Raw genomic sequence first — 23,722 nt, forward strand, 5'->3', positions numbered from 1 at the left:
TGAAGACTCACTATTGAGGTAGTAGATAAATCTACGTTTAAACCTTGTCTATGTGGTACAACTACTATATTATAAACTAAGTGACTATTATTGTCAATAAAAATCTACTTAAGCTTCTTCTTTTTTTTCTTTCTTCTTAAATAGTCCTAAAAACTTTTTAGGTAACATTGTAACAGCATCAGCAATTACACTAGGTAGCATCCCTGCAGCCTCTAATAATGCACCTCTTCTAATTTCTTCTTTAGTAATTTCTTTAGCATCACTAAATAAATATTTTCTAGTAACAATTCCAATTCTAAGAGTTAATAAAGCATTAGAAATACCTTGAATTAGTGATGACATTACCGGTTTTATTAATGGAATATCGCTAATTGCATTTAGAGTTGAATTAGGTAATAAATCGCTTAAATCCATATTTTCCAATCCCTCAGCAATTAAGGCTGTGGTAAATACATTAATTGTAAGCTTCGATAAGTTTTTCATATTTGGTCTAAAACCACACATATAAACTAATTCCTTAATCATTTTTAAATTAACAACAACTACTGTATATAAATCAAGTCTTCCATTTTGAGAAATAGCAGTTGAGATCATTACAGTTTTAGCATTTTTTCTAATTAATTTATTCATTTGTTTTTTAATATGCTTATTAAATACTTTATTTAAAACAATATTTAATTCTTCCTGATTACCTTTTGCATCAATTATTTCTTTTTTAACTTCGTCTGATAAGATATCTTGTTCAATTAGTCTATTTGAAACTTTTTTATATACTTTATAGTTTTTTTTACTTGGTTTATCAAGTGTTGTTTCAATGCTAAAACTAGGTGAGAATAAAATAATATTAACCGGTCTTAAAATTAAAACATAAACAAGTAAAAATACTAAAACATAAAATGAATATTCTAAATATTTACTAATATTTCTTAACTTTTCACCAACATTTAAAACACTACTTAGTAACATTAATAAAAATACAATAATAACACCTATCGCTATTGCATACCAGAGAAACCTTGATTTGCTATTTTTTTGTTCCATACTTATCCTCCTAAATTAACTAGTTTAATTATATCATGTTAATTTAAAATTTAAAGATTGAAAATTTTTGCTTCCTTAAAACTATAAAATTGATTTTTTCCAATGATAATATGATCTAAAATTTCAATATTGATAATCTCTGATACTTCTGTTAATGCTTTTGTTGTTATCTTATCAGCCTTAGAAGGATTAGCGTTACCTGTTGGATGATTATGGACCAATATTATATATGAAGCATTAGCTTTTATCGCTTTAATGAAGATATCTCTTGGATGAATAACCATTTGATCAACTGTACCTTTATAAATTAATTCATACTTTATTATTGCAAGTCTTGTATTTAAAAACATGCAGTAAAAATTTTCTTGATTTTCATTTTCTAGAAATTTCATTTTATAGTAAATATCTTTTGCGCTTTCAATCACTTCAGTATGATAACTTGCTTTTTCTAATCTTTTCCCTAACTCAATTGCAGCAATTATACTTGTTGCTTTAGCAACTTTAATACCATTTACTTTTAATAGTTCTTCTAGTGTTAGTTTCTTTAAATCGGAAATATTTTCAAGTCGGTATAACACATCTTTTGCTAACTCAATTACTGATTTATCCCTACTTCCAGTTCTAAGGATAATTGCTAGTAATTCGGTATTGGATAGTATTTCTACTCCCTCACTAATCAATTTTTCTCTTGGCCTTTCAAATATCGGCATCTCTTTTATAAAATACATTTTATTCCCTCCTATTAAATATTAGTTAGAAAAACAAAAATTACTTAAAAAAAGAGTTAAATATCTAATTATATAGAATTTAACTCATTAATTTAACTTATTTAGTTTTTAACAACATCTGTTTAATATAGCCAATAAAATGAAGGGAACCGGTAATAATTACTACTTCGTCTTCTTTAATATTTTCTTTTAAGTTTTGATAAACCTTAAACCCATCTTCAACGTATAAGATATCTTTTGAAGAAAACGGTTCTAAACTCATAAATCTAAAATCAGGGAAAGATGTGAGAATTATTTTATAGTCATATTTTTTTATAATTTCTAACATTTTATTAATATCTTTATCTTTTAAGGCACTATACAAGATAGTTACTTTATAGTTTTTAAAAAGTGAATTAACACTACTCATTAAGGCATTGATGGCTGGTTCATTATGAGCCCCATCAATATAAATATTTTTAGAAATCTCTTCAAATCTTCCAGCCCATTTAGTTTTAATAAAACTATCTAAAATATTATTTGCTTTGATCTTAGGATATAGTTTTCTTAATACTTCAAAGGCTAAAATAGCATTTGTTTGTTGAAAACTACCTAAAAGACTTAAACTAAATTCTAAATTATTATAAATAAACTTAGAGGATGAAATTTCATTTATCATAGTTTTATCTAAAATAAAATATTTTGCATTCATGCTTTTTGCATAACTAATAAAAATATCTTTTACTTCACCTGAAACAAAAGCATATAAGTTACCATTTTTTTTAAGTGCTCTAATTTTTTCATTAGCAATTAAATCAATTGTACTACCTAGTTGTTTCATATGATCTAAGCCAACGCTTGTAATAACTGTTGCATCGTAGTTTATTATATTAGTTGCATCCAATCTGCCACCAATACCGATTTCCATAATAAGTGTTGAAACTTTTTTATCGTAAAAATGCTTAAAAGCCATCAGGGTTACTATTTCAAAAAATGATAATTTAAAGTCTACTAATTTTTCATTAAAATCATAGAAAAAATTAATTAAATTAAGTAATTCCAAATCACTAATATTTTCATTATTTATTCTGATTCTTTCATTAAAAACAACTAAATAAGGTGAAGTAAAACTACCAACTGATATTTTACTATCCACAAGTGTACTTGTAATAAAAGCTTGTGTTGATCCTTTACCATTTGTTCCACCAATATGAATTTTTTTAACATTACTAAAATCTAAATTTAATAAATCATAAGCTTTTTTTAAATCATCAAGACTTACTTTTTCTTTAAATCTTGGTTGATGTTCAACCCAATTAATAGCATCTAAAATGTTATTAAACATATTCTTTTAATTCATCCATTACTTTTTCATATTGACTTAAATAGTTTTCATATTTAAGTTTTTCTTCTAAAATTTTAGCTTCTGGTGCTTTACTTAAAAATCTTTCATTACTTAACATATCTTTAGATCTTTTTATTTCTTTTTCTAATTGTTCTTTTTGTTTTGTTAGTAATAAGATTTGTTCTTCTTTATCAATTAAATCTTCTTTAACAATATATATAGATATTTCATTTGCAACAATTACAATTGTCTCATCTAATGTTTCTAATTCTTTACTAATAATTAAATTACTTGTTTTTAAGAATTCTGTTAAATAGTTATGATGTTTTTGTAAAACATTAATTAAATTAGCATCACTTGTTACAATATTAATTAAAAGTGGTTTAGATGGTAAAACTTTATATTCTGCTCTTAAATTTCTTACTCTTGTAATTAAATCAATAATAATATTTAAAAATTTAATATCTTTTTCATTTTTATAGTTAATTACTGGCCAGTCCGCTCTAATAATTGAATCTTCTTTTGTTAACTCAACATATAACATATCAGTTACGAATGGAATAAATGGGTGAAGTAATTTTAAAACACTTTCTAAAACATAATATAAAACACTTTGTGTATTTTTATTTAGTTTTTCATCTTTCAATGAAATTTTTGATAATTCAACGTACCATGCTGCAAATTCATTCCAAATAAAGTTATATAATACATGACTTGCTTCATTGAAATTAAATTTTTCATAATGAATATCAGCTTCAATTATCACATCATTTAATCTAGATAAAATCCATGAATCAAATAAACTTAAGTTATTAAAATCAACTTCTAAATTATTATCATCCAAATTCATCATTACAAATCTTGATATATTCCATAATTTATTAATAAAGTTCCAGCTTGATTCAACTTTTTCAGTATCATATCTTAAATCTTGACCTGGGCTTGAGTTTGTTGTTAGGAAATATCTAAGAGCATCAACACCGTATTCTTTAATAACATCCATTGGATCAACGCCATTATTTAATGATTTACTCATTTTTCTTCCGTCTTTATCTCTAATTAGACCATGAAGTAATACTTTTTTAAATGGATCTTTATTTGTAAATAGACGTCCTTGGAAAATCATTCGAGCAACCCAGAAGAAAATAATATCATATCCTGTTACTAAAACATCAGTTGGATAATAACGCATTAAATCTTCAGTGTTTTCAGGAAAACCTAGAGTAGAAAATGGCCAAAGAGCTGATGAGAACCATGTATCTAGTACGTCTTCATCTTGAGTCCATGATTCACCTGGAGATTCAATTTGAACCTTTACTTTTCCATCTTTATACCATGCTGGTATTCTATGTCCCCACCAAAGCTGACGGCTAATACACCAGTCCTGAGTATCGGTCATCCAGTTATTATAAATCTTTTTAAATCGCTCTGGAACAAATTCTGTTTCAGTATTTAGACTATCTTTAGCAATCTCATCCATCTTAACAAACCATTGAAGTGATAATCTAGGTTCTACGACTACACCTGTTCTTTCACTATAACCAATATTTGTTTGATAGTCTTCAATTTTCTCAACTTGACCAATTTTTTCTAATTTTTCAATAACCTTTTTTCTAGCTTCAAATCTTTCTAAGCCTTCAAATTCAAAAGCCATCGCATTTAAGTGGCCAGACTCATCCATACAATGTGGCATAGCAAGATTATGTCTTAATCCAACTTCAAAGTCATTTGCATCGTGTGCTGGAGTTACTTTAACAACACCAGTCCCAAAATCCATATCAACATAGTCATCACTAATAACTTTAATTTTAACGTTTGTACCTGGGATAAATACTTCTTTACCAACATATTTACGGTATCTTAAATCAAAAGGATGAACCATTAAAGCCTGGTCAGCAAACATTGTCTCTGGACGAGTTGTTGCTATTACTAGGTGATCGTTTGAATCAACTAAGTTATATTTTAAATAATATAATTTACTTAATTCATCTTTATATTCAACTTCAATATTTGATAAAGCTGTTTTTGCATTAACATCCCAGTGAATAATACGATTACCACGGTAAATTAATCCCTCTTCATGCATTGTTATAAAAACATGATTAACAGCATCATTTAATCCTTTATCAAGTGTAAATCTTTCTTTTGAATAATCAACACTTATTCCAAGTGCTTTCCATTGTTTTCTAATGTGAGTACTATATTCTTCTTTCCATTGCCAAGCAACTTCTAAAAACTTTTCTCTACCTAAATCATATCTTGAAATATTTTGTTTTCTTAATTTTTCATCGACTCTTGCTTGTGTTGCAATTCCTGCATGATCCATACCAGGAAGAAATAAAGCATCATAGCCTTGCATTCTTTTTCTTCTAATAATAATATCTTGTAAGGTATTATCCCATGCATGACCTAAATGAAGCTTACCTGTTACATTTGGTGGTGGAATTACTATCGTAAAAGGCTCTAATTCACGTCTATTAGCGTTAAAGTACTCTTTTCTTACCCAATTATCATATCTATTTTCTTCTACCTTTAAATGGTCATATTTCGTTTCTAAATTTGTTTTCATTTTTTATGCTCCTTTTTATATGGATTATCAAGTTCATACATTAAAACTTCTTTAATGGAATCTACTGAAAATATTCTTGTATCATCCAAATGTGTAAACTTAAAATTGTTTTTTAATATAATTTTTTTACTTCTTTCATTATCTATCGTATGGCCACAAACGATTTTATTAATTTTTAATTTCTTAAAAGCAAACTCAATCATTGCACTTACTGATTCACTGGCATAGCCCATATTCCAGTAATTTCTTCCTATAGTATAACCAAGTTCAACAATTCCTAAAATTGCATCTTCAAAATCTCTAGTATAAAGACTAATTGTGCCAATCATCTTTTTTTCAGCTTTAAGTTCGATTGCCCAAACATCTTCACTTCTAATAAAGTTATTTAAGATTTCTTTTGAATATTCAATTGTTTGGTGGGGTAACCATCCGGCACTAGGACCAACTTCTGGGTTTTTTGCATATTCAAATAAATCATTTAAGTCATTTAATGAAGGTTTACGCAAGATTAATCTTTTAGTTGTAATTTTTTTCATAGCCACCTCTTATTAATAAAAAAATCCCTAGACAAATTACTGTCTAAGGACGTAATATATACGCGGTACCACCTTAGTTCTAGTTTCCTAGCACTTAATTCCTACTAACGTGAGGTATACGAGATAAGCTACTTAGTTTCACATATCCAGCTCCAAGTCTACATTCAATTATTATTAATAGAATCTCTCACCTACCGATTCCTCTCTAAAATTAATTAATAATTTACTCTTCTCTTCATTGCTTTTGTCTATTTTAATCTATTTTATTTATTTTAGCAAGAAAATCATACTGTTTATTTCTATAAGACTTAAATTAAATTCATTCTTAGCACAAACAGTATAATAATAATTACCAAATTTATTACTTGTATAGTGTAGATTATCATAATCTTTAGAAATTATTTGATCATTATTTACCTTAATATTTTTTAAATTATATAAGATACTTAAACCATAATATTTAATAAATGATTCTTTAATTGTATATAGTTTAATTAATTCATTAATATCAGATATTTTTCGATCAGTAATTTTTTCTTTAATCTTAAATCTTTTTTCATCAATATATTCAATATCGACACCAAGATCACTATTACTTACCCCTATAATTAGGTATTCCTTACTATGGGATATATTAAATTTAATATCACTATTTAATAAATTTATTTTACCAAATTTTCCAACTAAAAATTCTAATTTAGAAATATTTTCATGTTTATTTAAAACTTTATATAAAATATTTTCAATTTCAATCATTTTATAAATATAAGATTCATCTTTATGATTATTAATTTTATCTAGTCTATAATCACTAAAAAAACTTTCAATTTTAAAGTCTTTTATTGTATTAAACTTATAAATATATAAATATATTTTATTCATTTACAATATATAAAATCCCAATTGTACCACTTCCACAATGGCTTGAGATTACACATCCGGCCTCACTAATATATAAGTTTTCTACTAAAACATTATTAGTTTTAAGAAATTCTTGCATATATATACTTTGTTTTTCTGCAAAACTATGAGTAATCATGACATTTTCTAAATCAACCTTACCCATTTTTACTAAATCAAGAAAATCATTTAGCATTATATCACACGCTTTTATCATTGTTCCCATTGGTTTTTTATAAACATCTAAAACGCCATCATTAACTTTAATAATTGGTCTAATTCTTAAAAACTTACCGACTAGAGCCTGTGTTCCGCTCGCTCTTCCACCTTTATGTAGGTAATCTAGAACTTTAATTGCAAATTGACTTCTTACAAGCGGTACAAGTTTTTCTAATCTTTCTTTAATCTCTTTTGCAGATAGTCCTTCATCTCTAAACTTAACTGCTTTTAAAACTAATAATGCAATACCTGAAGATAAGTTTTTTGAATCAACTAAAAAAAACATTATCATCACTAAATTCACTTTTTGCTACCATAGCTGATTGGAAAGTACCTGAGATAGTACTACCAATCCCTAGATATATGACATCATATCCTTCATTAATCCATTTTTCAAATTCTAAAATAAATACACCTGGTGAAATTGCTGATGTTTTTGGTAACTCACCATTTTTTTCTACTAATTCATATAATGTTTTAGTATCAATATCTACGCCATCTTTATAAAAATCATCACCAAAGTTCACCCCAAGCGGTAATACTTCAATATCTAATTCATTAATTAGTTCTTTACTTAAATCTGCCGTGGAATCTGTAATTATTTTAACTTTTCTCATATAAATCTACCTCACTTAAAATTTTTGTTCTAATGTTATCAATATTTTCTTTTGTTTCATTACTTACTGAATAAAAGTTTGTAGGGTTTTTTAAGATACTTAAAATTTCTTTTTCTCGCTTATACTGACTAGTTCTCCCAATTTTATCTTTTTTAGTTGCGACAACGATAATATTTAGGTTTAATGATTTTAAAAACTCATAAGTATCTAAATCATCTTTGGTAGGTCCTACTTTAAAGTCAATTAAAAGTAAGACTGATAATATATTAGGATGATTTAGTAAAATATTTTCAATCATAATAATAAATTTATCTTTATCTGTTTTTGATCTTCTAGCATAACCGTATCCGGGAGCATCAACCAAATAGAATTTATTATTTATCAGGTAGTGATTCATAACAATTGTTTTACCGGGTGTACCACTAGTTCTAGCTAGAGCCTTTCTATTAGTTAATGAATTGATAAATGAACTTTTACCAACATTACTTCTTCCTAATAAAATAAATATCGGTTCATCACTGGGAATTTGATCAATATTTGTAATTCCTTTTATATAAACTGCTTCTTTCATAAAATCACTCTTTCTGCTTAAAAAAATAAGAAGTATTTCTACTTCTTATTATAACTTATTTAATTGCATTTGCAAACACATCTAGGATATTATCAACAGAAATTATTGTTAGTTTTTCTTTTACTTCAGTTGGTATATCATCAATGTCTCTTTCATTTTCTTTTGGAATTAAAATTGTATTTAATCCGCTTCTATGAGCAGCTATTGATTTTTCTTTTAATCCACCAATTGGTAAGACTAGGCCGGTTAATGTAATTTCCCCTGTCATACCAACATTATTTTTAACTAATTTATTAGATAATGCTGAGTAAATTGCTGTTGCCATTGTTACTCCAGCACTTGGACCATCTTTTGGAACAGCACCTTCTGGCACGTGAATATGCACGTCATTATCTTTAAATATGTCTGGCTCAATTCCAAATTTAAGAGCGTTAGCTTTAACAAATGAAAGTGCAGTTTGAGCTGATTCTTTCATAACATCACCAAGTTTACCAGTTAATACAAGTTTACCTGTTCCTTTATAGTAGGTAACTTCAACTGGTAGGGTGTCACCACCATACTGAGTGTATGCTAGTCCTGTTACAACGCCAACACGGTCTTTTCTATCACTAATATTATGAGTGAATTTAGCTTTACCGACATATTCTTCAACATTTTGTCTTGTTATATGTACAGAATCTAATTTATTAATTAAAATATTCTTAATTGATTTTCTAATAAGTGCGCCAACATATCTATTTAATTCTCTAACCCCAGCTTCTCTTGTATAATGTTGAATAATATAATATATTACTTCATCATCAACAATAAACTGATTTTCTTTAAGTCCATGAGCTTCCAATTGTTTTGGTAATAAGTGACGTCTAGCAATTTCAAATTTTTCATGTTCAGTATAACTTGATAATTCAACAATTTCCATTCTGTCTCTAAGTGGTGCTGGAATATTTTCAAGATAGTTTGCTGTTGTTATAAATAATACTTGTGATAGGTCATATTGTTCTTCTAAGTAATGATCACTAAATTTAGAATTTTGTTCTGGATCTAAAACTTCAAGCATTGCTGATGCAGGATCCCCCTTATAATCAGATGCCATTTTATCAATTTCATCTAATAAGAAAACTGGATTCATAGTTCCTGCTTGCTTCATACCATTTAATATACGGCCAGGAAGTGCACCAATGTATGTTCTTCTATGTCCTCTTATTTCTGATTCATCTCTAATACCACCAAGTGATTGTTTAACAAACTTGCGGTTTAGTGCTTCAGCAATTGAAATTGCAAGTGAGGTTTTACCAACACCTGGAGGTCCAACTAAACATAAGATAGTTTGAGGATTTTTATTTGTCATAATTTTAACAGCTAAATATTCAACAATTCTATCTTTAACTTTTTCTAAACCATAGTGATTTTTATCAAGTGATTCTTGTACTTTAGATAAGTCATTTAAGTCTTCACTTACCTTATACCATGGTAGGGCAACTAAGAAGTCTAAATATGTCTTAATAATTGAAGATTCTGCCATTTGAGCAGGAGTTGATTGAAGTCTAGCAAGTTCTTGCAATGCTTTTTCCTCAACTAACAAAGGCATTTTAGCGCTAATTATTTTTTCTCTTAACTCTTCAATTTCTTCTTCTTTACGTGCTTTATCACCTAATTCATTTTGAATTGCACGCATTTTTTCTCTTAAATAATATTCTTTTTGATTTTCATCTATCGATTTTTTAACTTCATCATTTAATTTCTTTTCTAAATCAATGATCATCTTTAAATGACTAATGTCACTAAGTAACATTTTAAGTCTATTATTTACAGAAGCTTCTTCTAAGTATTTATATTTTTCAACTTCATTAATTTTAAGTGCATTTACAACAATATCAACTAAAATATCAGTTGTAACACCTTGTGATATTTTATCTAAAATATTATTATTTGCTTCTAAAAGTACATTTGCGTTTTTAGTAACTTCCTCTATTACCATCTTGACAAGTGTTAATTCTTCATCAGTTTCACCAATTATATTTGGGCTATCAACATAATCAACAATAAAATATTTACTTTCTTGAGCATAATTTGTTATTTTAACGCGTTCAATTACATTAAATTTTAATTTGAAATTTCCATTAGGTAATTTAAATTTCATTCCAACTTTAACTAATGCACCATACTCTTCCATATCATCTTTTGTAGGTTCCTCAATTAAAGGATTTTTTTGGATTAAGATAATCATATGTTGTGCAAACTCTTTTTCGGCAACTTCAATTGCTTTTAAAGAAATTTTACGCCCAACTTCAATTCTAAAATCATTATTAGGAATAGGTACAACGCCACGAACAGCAACAGCTGGTAAACTCTTAATTGTATCCATATATTCACTTCCTTTCATAGTATATATTATACTCTAAGCTTTCTTGTTTTGCAATCAATATGTTAGAGTGCCAATTTTTTAACATAATACAAGGGGCCATGGCCCCCAGTAGTTTTATTTGTATAAAATATTATCGTAAATAAAGTCAATTGCTTTTGTAAATTCAATGTCTTGTTTTAGCATTTCATTATTTAAATGTTTTTTAACTTCTGCTAATTCCATTTGATACATTTTTGCAATTTCTTCATATTTAGCTTCTATTTCTTCATTTGAAACTTCAAATTTTTCTGCTTTAGCAACAGCTTCAATTAATAATGAGTTTAATACTCTAATTTCACTATCTGTTCTATATTGTTCTTTAATTTGTTCTACTGTCATTCCACTCATTTGTAAGTATTGGTCTAATGTTAAACCATATTGTTTAATTTGACCTTCAAATCCTTCAAATGCTTTTTCAACTTCATAGTCAATCATTTCTTCTGGGATATCTACATTTGTATTTTGAGCAATTGCTTTTAATGCTTGATCTAATAATTGATTTTTATTATTTGCTTCTTTATTTTTTTGAATATTTGCTTTAATATTTGCTTTTAATTCTTCAACTGTTTTTTCTTCTTTACCAAGTGATACTACCCATTCATCTGTTAAATCAACAGTACTTTTTTGTTTAATGTCATGTAATTTAATTTTGAAGATTGCATCTTTACCTGCTAAGTCTTCTGAATGATATTGTTCTGGGAATGTAACATTAATTTCTTTTTCTTCACCTTGTTTCATACCAACCATTTGTTCTTCAAATCCCGGAATAAATTGACCTGATCCAATTTCTAATTCAAAGTTTTCAGCCTTACCACCTTCAAATGGTACATTATCAGCAAATCCTTCGTAATCAAAAACTGCAGTATTTCCATTTTCTAAAACACCTTCTGTTTTTGGTTCTAAAACAACATTTTGATTTAATAAGTTAAGTACTTCAGCACTTACTTCCTCATCTGTTACCTCACTTGATAATTTTTCTAATTCAATATTCTTATATTTTCCTAATTTAACTTCTGGTTTAACAGGAACTTCAAGTGCAACTTCAAATGATTTATCAACACCAACATCTTCAAAGTTTAATACTGGTGTTGGGTTTCCAACAACTTGGTAGTCTTTATTTTGTAAGATTTCATGATATTTGTGGTGTAATACGTGGTTTAATGCTTCTTCAAATAGTGATTCAACACCAAACTTACTTTCGTATACTTTTCTTGTTACATGGCCTTTTCTAAAACCTTTAACTTCTACATTTTCTTTAATATGTTCAAATGCATGGTCTAGTCCGTGTGCAAATTCTTCTTTTGAAACTTCAAATGTAAATTTTACACGATTATTTGATAATTTTTCTATTTTCATAATTAATCCTCCTAATATGTTCATAACGTTAATAATTATAACACAATTCAAATGTTAATAGCAATAAAATACAATTAAGTTTGCTAATATTGGTAAATTAAGGTAAAATTATAATACTTATTGGAGGGAAAAATATGATTTTAATTAAAGAGGTTAAAACTAAAAAAGAAGCAAAAATATTTACAGAATTTCCTAATAAAATGTACAAAAAGATTGAAGCATTTGTACCTGCATTATCATTAGATGAAATTAATGTATTTAATCCTAAAAAAAATCCAACACATAAATATGTTACTGCTATTAGATTTTTAGCATACAAGGATAACAAAGTGGTTGGACGTATTGCGGGGTTAGTTAACCATAAAATAAATTACCAAACTAATGTTAAACAAGTTAGATTTACAAGACTTGATATGATTGATGACTTAGAAGTGACAAAAGCATTAATTAATGCTGTTGAGACTTGGGGACGTGATGTTTATGGAATGAAAGAAATAATTGGACCAATTGGTTTTACTGATATGGATCGTCAAGGCTTATTAATTGAAGGATTTGAACATTTAAATATGTTTATTACTATTTATAACTTTCCATACTACAAAGACCATTTAGAAAGTCTCGGGTTTGCAAAAGATGTTGATTGGTTAGAAAAAAGAATAAACTGGCCAACTGAAGTGCCTGAAAAATTAGCAAAAACAACAGAAATGATCAAAAAAAGATATGGTTACCGTTTATACAAACCAACAAAGATGAAAGACTTAGATTTATTCATTGATGATATTTTTAAAGTATATAATGATGCATTTATCGATTTATATGGATTTTTACCACTTCCTGATGATGTAATAGATTTTTACGTAAAACAAGTAAAATCGATTATTCAATTAGACTGGATTTGGGTTGTTTATGATAAAGAAGACAAAGTTGCTGGTTTTGGTTTGGTGATGCCTTCATTAGCTTTAGCAAATAAGAAAAGCAATGGTAAATTATTACCATTTGGAATTTTCAGAATTTTAAAAGCTTTAAAAACTACTGATACTATTGATTTTTACTTTATAGCAGTTGATCCAAAGCATCAAGGTCGCGGTGTTCATGCATTAATTTTTGAAGACGGAATAAAAACTGGCTTAAAACATAATATCAAATATGCTGAAACAGGTCCAGAACTTGAAGCAAACTTAAATATTCAAGCAGTTTGGAATGGATTTTCATATCTAGAACATAAAAGACGTAGATGTTTTATAAAAGAGATTAAAGAAACGGAGTAATCCGTTTTTTATTTTATCAATAAAAAAAGATTATTCAGTTGAATAATCAATTTCATTATTTTCTTTATAATATATTTTACTTGAAACCTTATTAAACGCTTGATATAAAAGTGGTCCATATAAAAACACAGGTAACGTAACCCAAAATACTGGTATATAATTTGGTTCCTTCATAAATTTAGGTACTAAAATGTCAATAAACATACCCATTTCTTTAAAATTATCAGGAATCCCAAAAACAAATGAGAAGTTACGGTAATTTCTATCATAAAATAGTTCACCTTTAGCTCCGATATTACCCTTTGAAATTAAAATATTTTCAATATCATCTAACCAACCTAATTTCCAGATTATTAGTTCATTTAAATAAAGAACTGACAATAAAATCATTAGTGATACTGGAAAAAACATCATACGTTTTGAATCAAACACATGTAATTTATAATACATTAATGAAAATGATATTATAAATGGAATATAGTGAACAAAATAAAATCTCACTGTGTCAAAGGTAAATAAACCTTTTTTATAGTTATTTTGATCGATAGGTAGGCTATCAAACGTATTAAATATTACTTCTGCAGGATAAATAATTGCTAAAAAACCACCTAAGAAACCAATTATTACAATATAATCTAACAATTTTTTATTTTTAGAAATTAAAATTGGCAAATAAAAAATAGTTGTTGCAGCTGATATATTTTCAATTGTTATTTTTCTTAAAATTGATGGAAAACTAAAAATATCAGGATTAGTTGTACCTTCAATTAAAATATTGCCATTATAAGGATAAAACAAGGGTTTACTTATATGAAGTATTATTCCAACAAGAGCAACTATTTTTAAAAAATATAATCTTTTTTCATCATCTTGTTTATTTAAGTATTTAAGAATTAGTATTGTTAGTACTATAAATAAAGGTATGTATAATAAATAATATTTTAAAAATTCCACATTCTTCTTCCTTTCCTATATAAAAATAAAGTTTCTATAAAGCAAATTAAAAAATTTACTTAATAGAAACAACTTTATTTTTATCGTTTTTCACGGTGTAATGTATGTTTTCTTTCTTTTGGACAATATTTTTTAATTTCAAAACGTCCTGTAATTGTTTTTTTGTTTTTATCTGTGTAGTAATTTTCTTCTCCACATTCTGTACAAATTAGTCTAACTAAATCACGCATATTTATTCCCTCCAAACTTCTTTAATATTATATCAAATTAATTTCTGAATTTCAATAAAAAAAACTAATTAGGACAAACTTATTTCATAATCACATATTTCTTCATAGAACGAAGCCTCATGGGATACTAAAATAAGAGTTCCTTCATAATTATTTAGTGCTTCTTTAAGTGCATCTTTTGCATTAATGTCTAGATGATTAGTTGGTTCATCAAGAATTAAAACATTCCCATAATTATCTTTCATTAAAGCAAGCTTAATCTTCATCTGCTCGCCACCAGACAAGGTATTAATAGGTCTATTTGCCATTTCAAAGGTAATACCGTACCTTGCAAGTAATGCATAAATTTCTTTGTTTGTAAATGACTCATAATAATTACTTACATAATTAAATGGTGTATCATTTACTAGATAAAACTCATCTTGTCCTAAATAGTTTATTTTAACATTTTTATCCCAGTAAAAATCTCCACTAATTTTAGGAATACTTTCAATTATTGTTTTAATTAATGTCGATTTACCAATACCATTCTTACCAGTAATAACAACTTTATCCTTATTTCTAATAATTAAATTAAGTGGTTCTAAAAGTGAGTTATTATTATAACCAATTTCTAGATCAACTACCTTTAAAACATCTTTACCTGTTTGTAGTTTTATTGGAAATGAAAAGTTATATGTTCTATCAATAATTCTTTTTTCAATTCTTTCAATCTTATTGAGCATTTTTCTTCTACTTTGTGCACGCTTGGTTGTTGATGCTCTTGTAATATTTTTATCAATAAAATCCTTAGTAGTTTTAATTAATTTTTGTTGTGCTTCATATTTTTTGTCAAGTAAGTTTGCTCTAACTTCTTTTTCAACTAAATAAAAATCATAATTTCCTTTATAACGTTCCGCTGTTTTACCTTCTATTGAAATAATTACATTGGCAATCTCTCTAACAAATTCTACATTATGACTTACAACAATGAATGCTTTTTCATAATTATTTAGAAATTTACTTAAAAATATTACATGAGAAATATCTAAAAAGTTAGTTGGTTCATCTAGTAAGATTAAATCATTTTCTTCAAGAAGCAGTTTTGCTAGTATTATCTTTGACTTCATTCCAGAACTTAAAGTTTTAATTTCTTGTTCTAAAACGTCCATTGATAAGCCAAATCCATGAATAATGTTACTGATCTCCGATTTGATTTGATAAAAATTACTTTCTATTAATTGTTCTTGAATGTTAGATGCGATATTTAATAGTCGTTCCATTTCATTTTCACTTATATTTGGATTACTTATATCATGATACATTTTATTCATCAAATTTTCTTGATCAAATAATTTTTCATAAACATCATAAAGATAAGTCTTGACTAACATTTTATTATCTATTTTCATGTACTGATCAAGATATCCTACCTTTAATTCCTTTTCATAAATAACACTCCCGGAATCAGGTATTAATTCCTTAGCAATCAACTTTAAAAGAGTTGATTTACCAGTTCCATTTGGCCCGACTAAAACAACATGTTCATTATTTAATATTCTAAAGTTTAAATTGTTATAAAGTTTTTCATTACTATATGAAAAGTTTAAGTTTTTTATTTCTATCATTAAATCATCCATCTTCATTAAATTATAATTTTTTTTTAAATTATACTTGATTTTTATTTTATATAGGTCTATAATATTAATATTGATTTGCACCCTTAGCTCAGTTGGTAGAGCAACAGACTCTTAATCTGTGGGTCCAGGGTTCGAGCCCCTGAGGGTGTACCATTTACTACTTATTAAATTGTAGTAAATTATCTTGTTTATTATACATTTTTTTATTGATTAATACAATAAAATTTAATTTAATAAATCAAATAATTAAACCATTAAATGGTTTTTTTTTATAAAAAGGAATTAATAAATTCAGTTTTAACTGTTATTTAATAATTCCTTTTTTATTTGAAAACTTTCTTGCTGTTCCAAGTGTTAATATTTTATCATTAATTTTAATAATTGCTCCATCATCAGGAATTATGTAAGCATCTTTTTTATATAATCTTCTTACTTTTCTTAAAGAACTTTTTTGTTTCTTTCTTCTTCTATAGTGAACTTCAACAAACATATTATTAATATAACCCATTCCTTCGTTCATACTATATTTAAAATATTCATTATCTTTTGAAATGTGATAGTTATCTAACTGAATCATAGATCCGGCACTAGATCCTATAATTATTTTATCAAAGCTTTTTAAAGCTTCAAAAATCTTTTTTTCTTTAATTCGCTCAAACATTAAATCAGGTGCACCACCAGGATAATATAAAATATCAGCATCTTTAATTAAACTAATCATTAAATCAGTCGTCATATCATAATATTTTATCCATGAGATATTAGTAATACCATAATCATTAAAGTTTTCATTTATTTTAACTACATATTCGCTATTATCACTATAGGTTTGATTATATTCTTCTTTAGTTAGATTGCCAAAAAATGAAAATGCAATTACTACAACTTTCATATTAGGCTTTAGTATTTCATCTAATACATTTTTAACAAAGGGATAGTTAAGTGCACTAGATCTACTTAATAAAACATTTACCATTTAGTCCTCCTTATTAAAAAAATGTGATTGCTCACATTTATTTTTTTTGTACTAACGGAATAATAATTCCTTGTTCAATTGCTTCTGGATATGGGAATGGTTCTTCTCTCATTCTTTTAAATAACACATAGATTAAACCACGTTCTTTATCTATTCTTGTTATTACACCTTCATCTTTTTCATTTTCAACACGACATTTTTCACCAATTATATATGTTTCATTGCTCCAAGCCATTTAGATTCCTCCTTACAATTACAATATATTATAACATATAATTATCTAATTTGATATTTTTTTAATACTGATCCGATTAAATAGATTAAAAATGGATTATCAGCATTGTTAATTAACTCTAATAGTTTAATAAAATGCTTATTATCAACATTTTTCAGTAAATAATTTAAGTCACTTTTAAAATACGGATTATTTGCATCATGAAGATTTCTTATGTAATCCGCATATTTAGTGTTTTCATTTAAATACTCAAATGTCTTTTTAATTATATAGGGATTTTTTATTTTAGGAAGTGATTTTTTTACTTCCAGCATTGAATAATTAATTTCTAATAATTTTACTGCTTGAATGTTTTTTAAGTAATTAATTAGTTCTTCTATTTCTTTTTCATCAGTTTTATAATTTAGTAAATATTCAATTAGGTCAATACGCCAAATAAAACGATGAGTTTCAATATTACCAAAATTATTAATAAATTTATTTTTAATCTTATATAAATTATCAATATTAAAATCATGAAGTAAGGCATATATTAAATCACTAAAATCAATTGATTTCTTATCTAATATGACATATGCTTTAAGTCTTTCAGTAATAATATTTTTTTCTTTTAAATATTGTTCTTTCATATCACTTAAATCAACACTAGTCTCAGTCTTACTAATTTCTCCATTAGTTTTTAAGTACGTTGTATAATCAAAAGAATCATAATTAAGACTATCAGTTTTAATAATTGAATAGCCAATTCCTGAATCACCATATTTTCTACTAATAGGGTGACCTACAATATCATTTCTAATATGCTTTAAATGATTTAGTGTTTTATTTTGATTGATATTGATATATGCCTTATTTTTGGTTAGGGTTAGAGTTAAGACATATAATGCATCAACTCCTACAAATAAACTTTGAAGCAGACCAAAAATATCAATAATAATTGCCTCTTCTAATTGATCCGAATGATTATTATGATACAAAATTACTTTGTCTATTTGTTCTAGCGTTTTAAGAGTTGATCCTAGTTTAATAATATCTAATTTATTATCTAACTTTTTAATATAATCTTCTAACCATTTCATTATAATTTTTCCTTTATTTGTTTTAATATTACATCTGGACTAATCGTTTTGTACAATTTACCTTCAATATAATTAATACCCAAACTGTTTATAAATTCTTTATCTTCTACTGTATTAACATTTCTAATAACAAGTTTAATATTAAAATTATTTAGAAATTCATTGATTGTTTGATAATATAATTTTATCTTTTTGCTATTTTTTTGAAGATCTAAATGAACTTTTGAAAAATTTTCATGTAAAACTGAAGTAACATTTGTAGTTTCTAATTTAAAACCTAGTTTATTTAAACTTTGAATTTTTAAAATATCTTTTGCAGATTTAATCTCATCATTAATTAGTAGTCTAATAGATTCAAAGTTAATATTATTTTTCTTATATATTGTTATTAAGTTTGACTCAAATAAGTTATCTAAAAATGTTTCTTTTGAGATTGGAACTAAGATATTTATTAAATGATTAGTCTCTTTTTTCATTTTGTTTAAGAAACTTGCAATATATTCAATATGAAAGTATTCAAGTTCGATTAATTTATTGCGTTTTTTTGCAATTAGTTTTAAGTAATTATTTTCAGTATTAATTTGAGGTAGACTTAATTCACTTTCATATAAAACTACTAAATTATCGTTTGTATCAATTATTTGTTTAAAATTGACTGATAACTCTTTATTTTCAATAGCTAAATTTAAGTAATCAATTACTTGTTGTTCATAAACTTCATTTTCATAAAGACTGTGACTAAAATCGACAAAATCAGTATTTGTATTTTTAGCATTAGCTAAAGAAACATCAAGATATCTAAAAATCTTATCATGATTTTTGTCATTTGAAGCAACTGGATATCTTAAGAAGCTTATAAAAACCTTGAATTTTTCATATTTTAGAATTACTGATTTTAAGTGATTTACAACTTGAAGATACTGATTTACTGTATTTGTTACAGTTCGTATATCGTTATACTCTAAAATTATTAAAAGTTGATTATGGTCATATCTATAAACTTTTTCGGAAAAATGTTTCTTAGTTGCGTGAGAAAACTCAATGAAAAACTTATTCATTCGCTCGCTGCCATAAATTTCTTTAGCAGAAAAATCTAGTTCAACTAAAACAAATGTTGCTTTATCTTTGATATGTTCATTAAAATCTAAAATTAGTTGATTTTTATTAAATAAAGTTGTTTCGTTGTCTAAGATAACTTTATTCTTTAAATCTTCTTCATTTAATAGAACACTTGTAACATCTGTAAAAAAACTTACAACTGAGACTTTGTTTTCTTCATTTACGGCAAATAAATACTCTTTTATATAAATATCTTGGTATTTATAAGTAACTATGTTTGTTTCATTTGGATAATTAAATAGTCTATTTATTACTTTCTCATAATTTTTAGCATCTTCTAAATCCATTTCACGCATAAATAATTCTAAATAAAGATTTTCTTCTATATTAAACAGGTTTATAGCATTCACATTATATTTTGATCTAGTCTCATTTAGTATACGCATTGGCATGATTTTATTATTAAATACATTGTTTAAATAATTTGACTCATTTTTAAGTCTTGTATTACTACCTAAATCAAGTATTCTTAAATAAATTATATTAGTAATACCACTTAATAATTCATAATAAACACCTTGATCGGTTATTTCTTCATCAAGATGGAATAAAACAACAAAATCTTGATTTATATAAAAACTATATATAAACTTAACTTCATCATCATACTCTTTATTGGTGAGAATATTTTTATTTTTTATAAGGTTCTCTGGATTAATAAAGATATCATGACCTTCAGCAATTGTCTCTGATATAATTGTATCATCCAAAACATGTCTTAAGATCTTCTTATCATATAATCTGCCCTTTTTATAATTAAACAGATTAGAATCAAAGGAATTATTTAAATATACAATAACATCAAGAAACTCAAATTTTTTATTTATTTCAATAAATAATAGTCTTAGATATTCTCTAAACTTTAAGTTTAAGTCTAGATTATGAGAAAAAATATTCCACTCTTTTAGAAAACTGAAATGTTCTAAATATTTAGCACTACTAATTAGTCTGTTTGTTGTTATTTCTTTAATCTTTACAACTTCTTTAATTGGTTTTTCAGTTTTTTTAACTATTTCTTTTTCCTTAGGAGTTATTTTATCTAATTTTGCTTGATATAAGTCTTTTGAATACTTATTATTAAGTGCATCATAGAGTTTAATAATTTCCTTATATGCAAATGTCTTTAAATCAGAGTCACTTGAATTATCAAACGATATTTCATAGGTTGTCTCAACTGTGACTGCTAATTTATATTGTTTAAGCTCACGAAGTGAAGCTATATAGTAGATAATAGTTTTTAAATCAATATTATTTTCTTCTTCTAATTTCTTTGATACTTCAATTGCTTTTTCAAAGTCTTTTTTTAAGTAAAACAGTTTTACTAAATTATTTTCATACTTAATATTTAATGTATCATCAATTAATTCATTGTTAATTATTATTGCTTTTTCAAAGTCTAGTTTATCAGTGTAATATTTTAGTATTTCCTCTTTTACATAAACTAAAATATCTTTAGGAATAATATCATGTTTTAATTTTAATAAAATATCAAGTGTGTCATCACCTAATGCTTTATAATATTCATATTCATCTAAGAGAGATAAATATTTATCCATTTCAGGTAATATTTCTTGTCTTTTTACTAAAAAATCGTATGCAACATTAAATTTTTCTAACTTTAAGGCAATATTAAATAATTTAAAATAGATTTTTTCTTTTGTTTTTCCTGGTTTTTTATCTAAAATATTTTGCATTAAATTACTAGTATGTTTTAAAGCAAATTCATATTGCTCATTAAAAATTGCAATATCTAAAAATTTTAATACTGCTCTTTCATAATCAACTACTGGTAATGATGTATCTAGGTATTCCATAATTAAATCTAGGTTAGATAAATCATTATTTAACACTAAAATATCATTTAAAGTCATTATTTTAATTCCTCTCTTATCTCTAGATAAATCTTATAGGCGTTACTAATAAAATAGTTTGCTAAATCTAAAAAATTATAGTTTGTAAGTTTTGAAAAACCAACACTTTCTTTATATAGTGCAACGTTATACCACTGAAGTGATTGATATATTTTATATAATTTTATATGATTATCTTCTTCTTTAGTTATTTTACGGTCAAAATAAGCTTCTAAAACAAGAGTTGAATTTTCTTCAAAACAGGCAAACTCATAATAAATATCATTTAGTCCTGCATATTCAAAATCTATAAAATATATTTTATTATCTGTATCAATTACATTAATATTTTGTAAGTCATTATGACAAAAAACTTTCTCAGTATTCTTATATTTATTATTGTATACATTAATAAAATACTTTTTTACATCAAAGTATTTCTCATCAATAATATTATCTTTATTATAACTTTCATATTTATTAAGTCTGTTTATTAAATCATAATCTTTAATACTTGAATTTTTTATTTTATGTAACTTTTTTAATGAATCAGTTAGTTTATTTTTAAACAAACTAAAATTTTTGAAATCTATTGTATTCCCTTCAATATACTTTTGAATTTTTGTTCCAGTCTTTGGATCAAAGTATATAAGTTCACTTGTTAAATTATTATCACTTGCGGCAATAATACTATTTAATTCATTATAGTAATCTACATATTTATCGGCTTCTAATCCTATTTTCCTAAATACATATTTAATATTATCACTTTCAAAGTAATAAGTATAATTACTCATTCCTTCGCTAAATCTTGTTAAATTTTTTATTTCTTCTACATTCATGATATGTTTTATCTCTTTTATTATTTCATCAACCATACTATCCCTACTTTTCTTATTTATATAATATCATAATATTACTTTTTTTAAACTCTTCTTGAATAATAATATTATTATTATATAATTAAATAAGATAAGAAACGAGGGATACTATGCAAGAAAAAAAAGATAATATTATTAATTATGAGGAAATCTTTAAACACAAACAAGAAAATTTAGATTTTATTAAAAAAAGAGATCAAGGATTTATTAATATTTTGATTTATTTCTTTTTATTTATTATTGGATTTGCTTCACTTATTCCAATGCTTTTTATTAAGAGGGACAATCCAAACAAAGTTGTTTTAGATTCAATGAAAAATTATAGTGATGCTGTTGCGATTATCGATACTTCATATTATGAAAATAATTCTGGTGATTTTAATAATTTATTCACTGTAGATTTTAATAATTCTTTAATATTAGTATCAAACACTAATAATACTTTATATCAAAATTATTTAAGTGAAACTTTAACTTTTGAAGATATAATAGCACAAAATATTGATGTAGTTACACTAGAGGATGATAAAAAAATTGAATTTAATTTATTTTATAGTTCTTCTAGCTCAATAAGTTCAGCTCTTGACATCAAAGATAGTAAATATCAGAAAATAACTTCTGCATATACTTATAACAAAAATGCACTTTTGATGTTCTCAACTTACTTGATTGTTGCTCTAGTTTTAATGGCTTTTAACTACAAAGTTGTTATCAAAGACTTTAATTTATTATTGGCAGATAAAGAAGAACCTATATTTACTAAATCAATTAAGGGATTTGCTGCTATGTTGGTTGCATCATTCATGATCAATATTCCAGTTACACTAATTAGTCAGTTGTTAAACTTTAAAAGTACTTCAGATAATCAAACACAAATAATTAACATGTTAAACTCTAGTGCTGGTATTTTCTTATTTTTATCAACTGTTATACTTGCACCAATTGTTGAGGAATTAGTGTTTAGATATTCAATTTTCAATTTATTTAAAAACAAAAAAATAGCAATTGTTGTCTCGGCAATATTCTTTGGTTCAATCCACCTTACAAGCGAAATGGTTTTACTATTTATGAATGGGTTTGAAATGATGAAATTTCTTGAAGTTATAATTCTTTCTATCCCATATATTGGAATAGGTGCATTCCTTGCATATTATTATCATAAAACTAAGGAAAATATTACTTTACTTATAATTCTTCATGCTTTAAGTAACTTATTTGCAGTACTTGTTGCATTTTTATAAAACTA

The 23,722-nt window shown here is 25.6% G+C and carries 21 protein-coding genes, 1 tRNA gene and 1 other annotated feature; of the genes, 3 read left to right on the plus strand and 19 right to left on the minus strand.

The features are described from left to right. Nucleotides 1-108: 108 nt before the first annotated feature. The 11 genes from T352_RS0101400 to tig form a co-directional block, all read right to left on the minus strand. Entirely contained in the window at nt 109-1,041 is a 933-nt protein-coding gene (locus tag T352_RS0101400) for a DUF697 domain-containing protein (protein WP_026391444.1), read from the minus strand. A 50-nt stretch (nt 1,042-1,091) separates the two neighbouring features. Next, nucleotides 1,092-1,769 carry a RadC family protein gene (radC, locus tag T352_RS0101405; RefSeq protein ID WP_035344740.1) on the minus strand — a complete coding sequence of 226 codons (678 nt, stop codon included), beginning with the start codon at nt 1,767-1,769 and terminating at the stop codon, nt 1,092-1,094. Nucleotides 1,770-1,866: 97 nt separating this feature from the next. Then, nucleotides 1,867-3,093: a bifunctional folylpolyglutamate synthase/dihydrofolate synthase gene (locus T352_RS0101410; protein ID WP_026391446.1), complete on the minus strand. Its 1,227-nt coding sequence runs from the start codon at nt 3,091-3,093 to the stop codon at nt 1,867-1,869. Beyond that, nucleotides 3,086-5,662 (minus strand): valine--tRNA ligase, encoded by a 2,577-nt coding sequence (locus T352_RS0101415; protein WP_026391447.1) that lies wholly within the window; start codon nt 5,660-5,662, stop codon nt 3,086-3,088. The genes T352_RS0101410 and T352_RS0101415 overlap by 8 nt, the downstream gene beginning before the upstream one ends. Continuing rightward, a complete protein-coding gene (locus T352_RS0101420) occupies nt 5,659-6,198 on the minus strand; it encodes a GNAT family N-acetyltransferase (RefSeq protein WP_162151088.1) in 540 nt (179 codons plus the stop codon). The genes T352_RS0101415 and T352_RS0101420 overlap by 4 nt, the downstream gene beginning before the upstream one ends. 42 nt (nt 6,199-6,240) lie before the next feature. Then, nucleotides 6,241-6,446: a binding site (T-box leader), on the minus strand. A gap of 19 nt (nt 6,447-6,465) precedes the next feature. Next, the gene (locus T352_RS0101425; protein ID WP_026391449.1) at nt 6,466-7,080 is read right to left on the minus strand and encodes a 4'-phosphopantetheinyl transferase family protein; all 615 of its coding nucleotides are present in this window, start codon (nt 7,078-7,080) and stop codon (nt 6,466-6,468) included. Then, nucleotides 7,073-7,609 (minus strand): DegV family protein, encoded by a 537-nt coding sequence (locus T352_RS07235; RefSeq protein ID WP_051615688.1) that lies wholly within the window; start codon nt 7,607-7,609, stop codon nt 7,073-7,075. The genes T352_RS0101425 and T352_RS07235 overlap by 8 nt, the downstream gene beginning before the upstream one ends. Further along, the gene (locus tag T352_RS07240) at nt 7,587-7,934 is read right to left on the minus strand and encodes a DegV family protein (protein WP_210994339.1); all 348 of its coding nucleotides are present in this window, start codon (nt 7,932-7,934) and stop codon (nt 7,587-7,589) included. Before T352_RS07240 ends, T352_RS07235 begins: the two co-directional genes overlap by 23 nt. Next, on the minus strand, nt 7,921-8,505 hold the full coding sequence (yihA, locus tag T352_RS0101435; protein ID WP_051615693.1) for a ribosome biogenesis GTP-binding protein YihA/YsxC: 585 nt from the start codon (nt 8,503-8,505) through the stop codon (nt 7,921-7,923). Before yihA ends, T352_RS07240 begins: the two co-directional genes overlap by 14 nt. 55 nt (nt 8,506-8,560) lie before the next feature. After that, complete coding sequence (lon, locus tag T352_RS0101440) at nt 8,561-10,870, minus strand: endopeptidase La (RefSeq protein ID WP_026391451.1); 2,310 nt, start codon at nt 10,868-10,870, stop codon at nt 8,561-8,563. A 114-nt stretch (nt 10,871-10,984) separates the two neighbouring features. After that, nucleotides 10,985-12,265 carry a trigger factor gene (tig, locus tag T352_RS0101445; protein WP_051615694.1) on the minus strand — a complete coding sequence of 427 codons (1,281 nt, stop codon included), beginning with the start codon at nt 12,263-12,265 and terminating at the stop codon, nt 10,985-10,987. Between the two features lie 134 nt (nt 12,266-12,399). Here tig and T352_RS0101450 point away from each other — a divergent pair, with 134 nt between their 5' ends. Then, a complete protein-coding gene (locus tag T352_RS0101450) occupies nt 12,400-13,533 on the plus strand; it encodes a hypothetical protein (RefSeq protein ID WP_026391453.1) in 1,134 nt (377 codons plus the stop codon). A gap of 30 nt (nt 13,534-13,563) precedes the next feature. Here the strand turns inward: T352_RS0101450 and T352_RS0101455 are convergent, their stop codons facing one another. From T352_RS0101455 to T352_RS07025, 3 genes are all read right to left on the minus strand, one after another. Beyond that, nucleotides 13,564-14,487 carry a hypothetical protein gene (locus T352_RS0101455; RefSeq protein ID WP_026391454.1) on the minus strand — a complete coding sequence of 308 codons (924 nt, stop codon included), beginning with the start codon at nt 14,485-14,487 and terminating at the stop codon, nt 13,564-13,566. Between the two features lie 80 nt (nt 14,488-14,567). Next, entirely contained in the window at nt 14,568-14,717 is a 150-nt protein-coding gene (gene rpmG, locus T352_RS0101460; RefSeq protein ID WP_026391455.1) for a 50S ribosomal protein L33, read from the minus strand. Between the two features lie 68 nt (nt 14,718-14,785). Then, nucleotides 14,786-16,324 (minus strand): ABC-F family ATP-binding cassette domain-containing protein, encoded by a 1,539-nt coding sequence (locus tag T352_RS07025; RefSeq protein WP_035344923.1) that lies wholly within the window; start codon nt 16,322-16,324, stop codon nt 14,786-14,788. 89 nt (nt 16,325-16,413) lie between these two features. Here T352_RS07025 and T352_RS0101470 point away from each other — a divergent pair. Next, a tRNA-Lys gene (locus tag T352_RS0101470) sits at nt 16,414-16,489 on the plus strand. Nucleotides 16,490-16,640: 151 nt separating this feature from the next. Here T352_RS0101470 and T352_RS0101475 read toward each other — a convergent pair. The 5 genes from T352_RS0101475 to T352_RS0101495 are packed head-to-tail and all read right to left on the minus strand — an operon-like array spanning nt 16,641 to nt 22,473. Continuing rightward, the gene (locus tag T352_RS0101475) at nt 16,641-17,312 is read right to left on the minus strand and encodes a Type 1 glutamine amidotransferase-like domain-containing protein (protein ID WP_026391457.1); all 672 of its coding nucleotides are present in this window, start codon (nt 17,310-17,312) and stop codon (nt 16,641-16,643) included. A gap of 37 nt (nt 17,313-17,349) precedes the next feature. Further along, nucleotides 17,350-17,547, minus strand: a complete 198-nt coding sequence (locus T352_RS0101480; RefSeq protein WP_026391458.1) for a hypothetical protein — start codon at nt 17,545-17,547, stop codon at nt 17,350-17,352. A gap of 41 nt (nt 17,548-17,588) precedes the next feature. Continuing rightward, nucleotides 17,589-18,626 (minus strand): hypothetical protein, encoded by a 1,038-nt coding sequence (locus T352_RS0101485; protein ID WP_026391459.1) that lies wholly within the window; start codon nt 18,624-18,626, stop codon nt 17,589-17,591. Next, complete coding sequence (locus tag T352_RS0101490; RefSeq protein ID WP_026391460.1) at nt 18,626-21,616, minus strand: EAL domain-containing protein; 2,991 nt, start codon at nt 21,614-21,616, stop codon at nt 18,626-18,628. Before T352_RS0101490 ends, T352_RS0101485 begins: the two co-directional genes overlap by 1 nt. Beyond that, nucleotides 21,616-22,473, minus strand: a complete 858-nt coding sequence (locus T352_RS0101495) for a phosphotransferase (protein ID WP_026391461.1) — start codon at nt 22,471-22,473, stop codon at nt 21,616-21,618. Before T352_RS0101495 ends, T352_RS0101490 begins: the two co-directional genes overlap by 1 nt. 113 nt (nt 22,474-22,586) lie before the next feature. Between T352_RS0101495 and T352_RS0101500 the strand changes: the two genes are divergently transcribed. After that, a complete protein-coding gene (locus T352_RS0101500; RefSeq protein ID WP_026391462.1) occupies nt 22,587-23,717 on the plus strand; it encodes a CPBP family intramembrane glutamic endopeptidase in 1,131 nt (376 codons plus the stop codon). The last annotated feature ends 5 nt before the right edge of the window (nt 23,718-23,722 follow it).

The organism is Haploplasma modicum ATCC 29102 (genome assembly GCF_000687835.1).
GTDB classification, from domain to species: Bacteria; Bacillota_I; Bacilli_A; order Acholeplasmatales; family Acholeplasmataceae; genus Haploplasma; species Haploplasma modicum.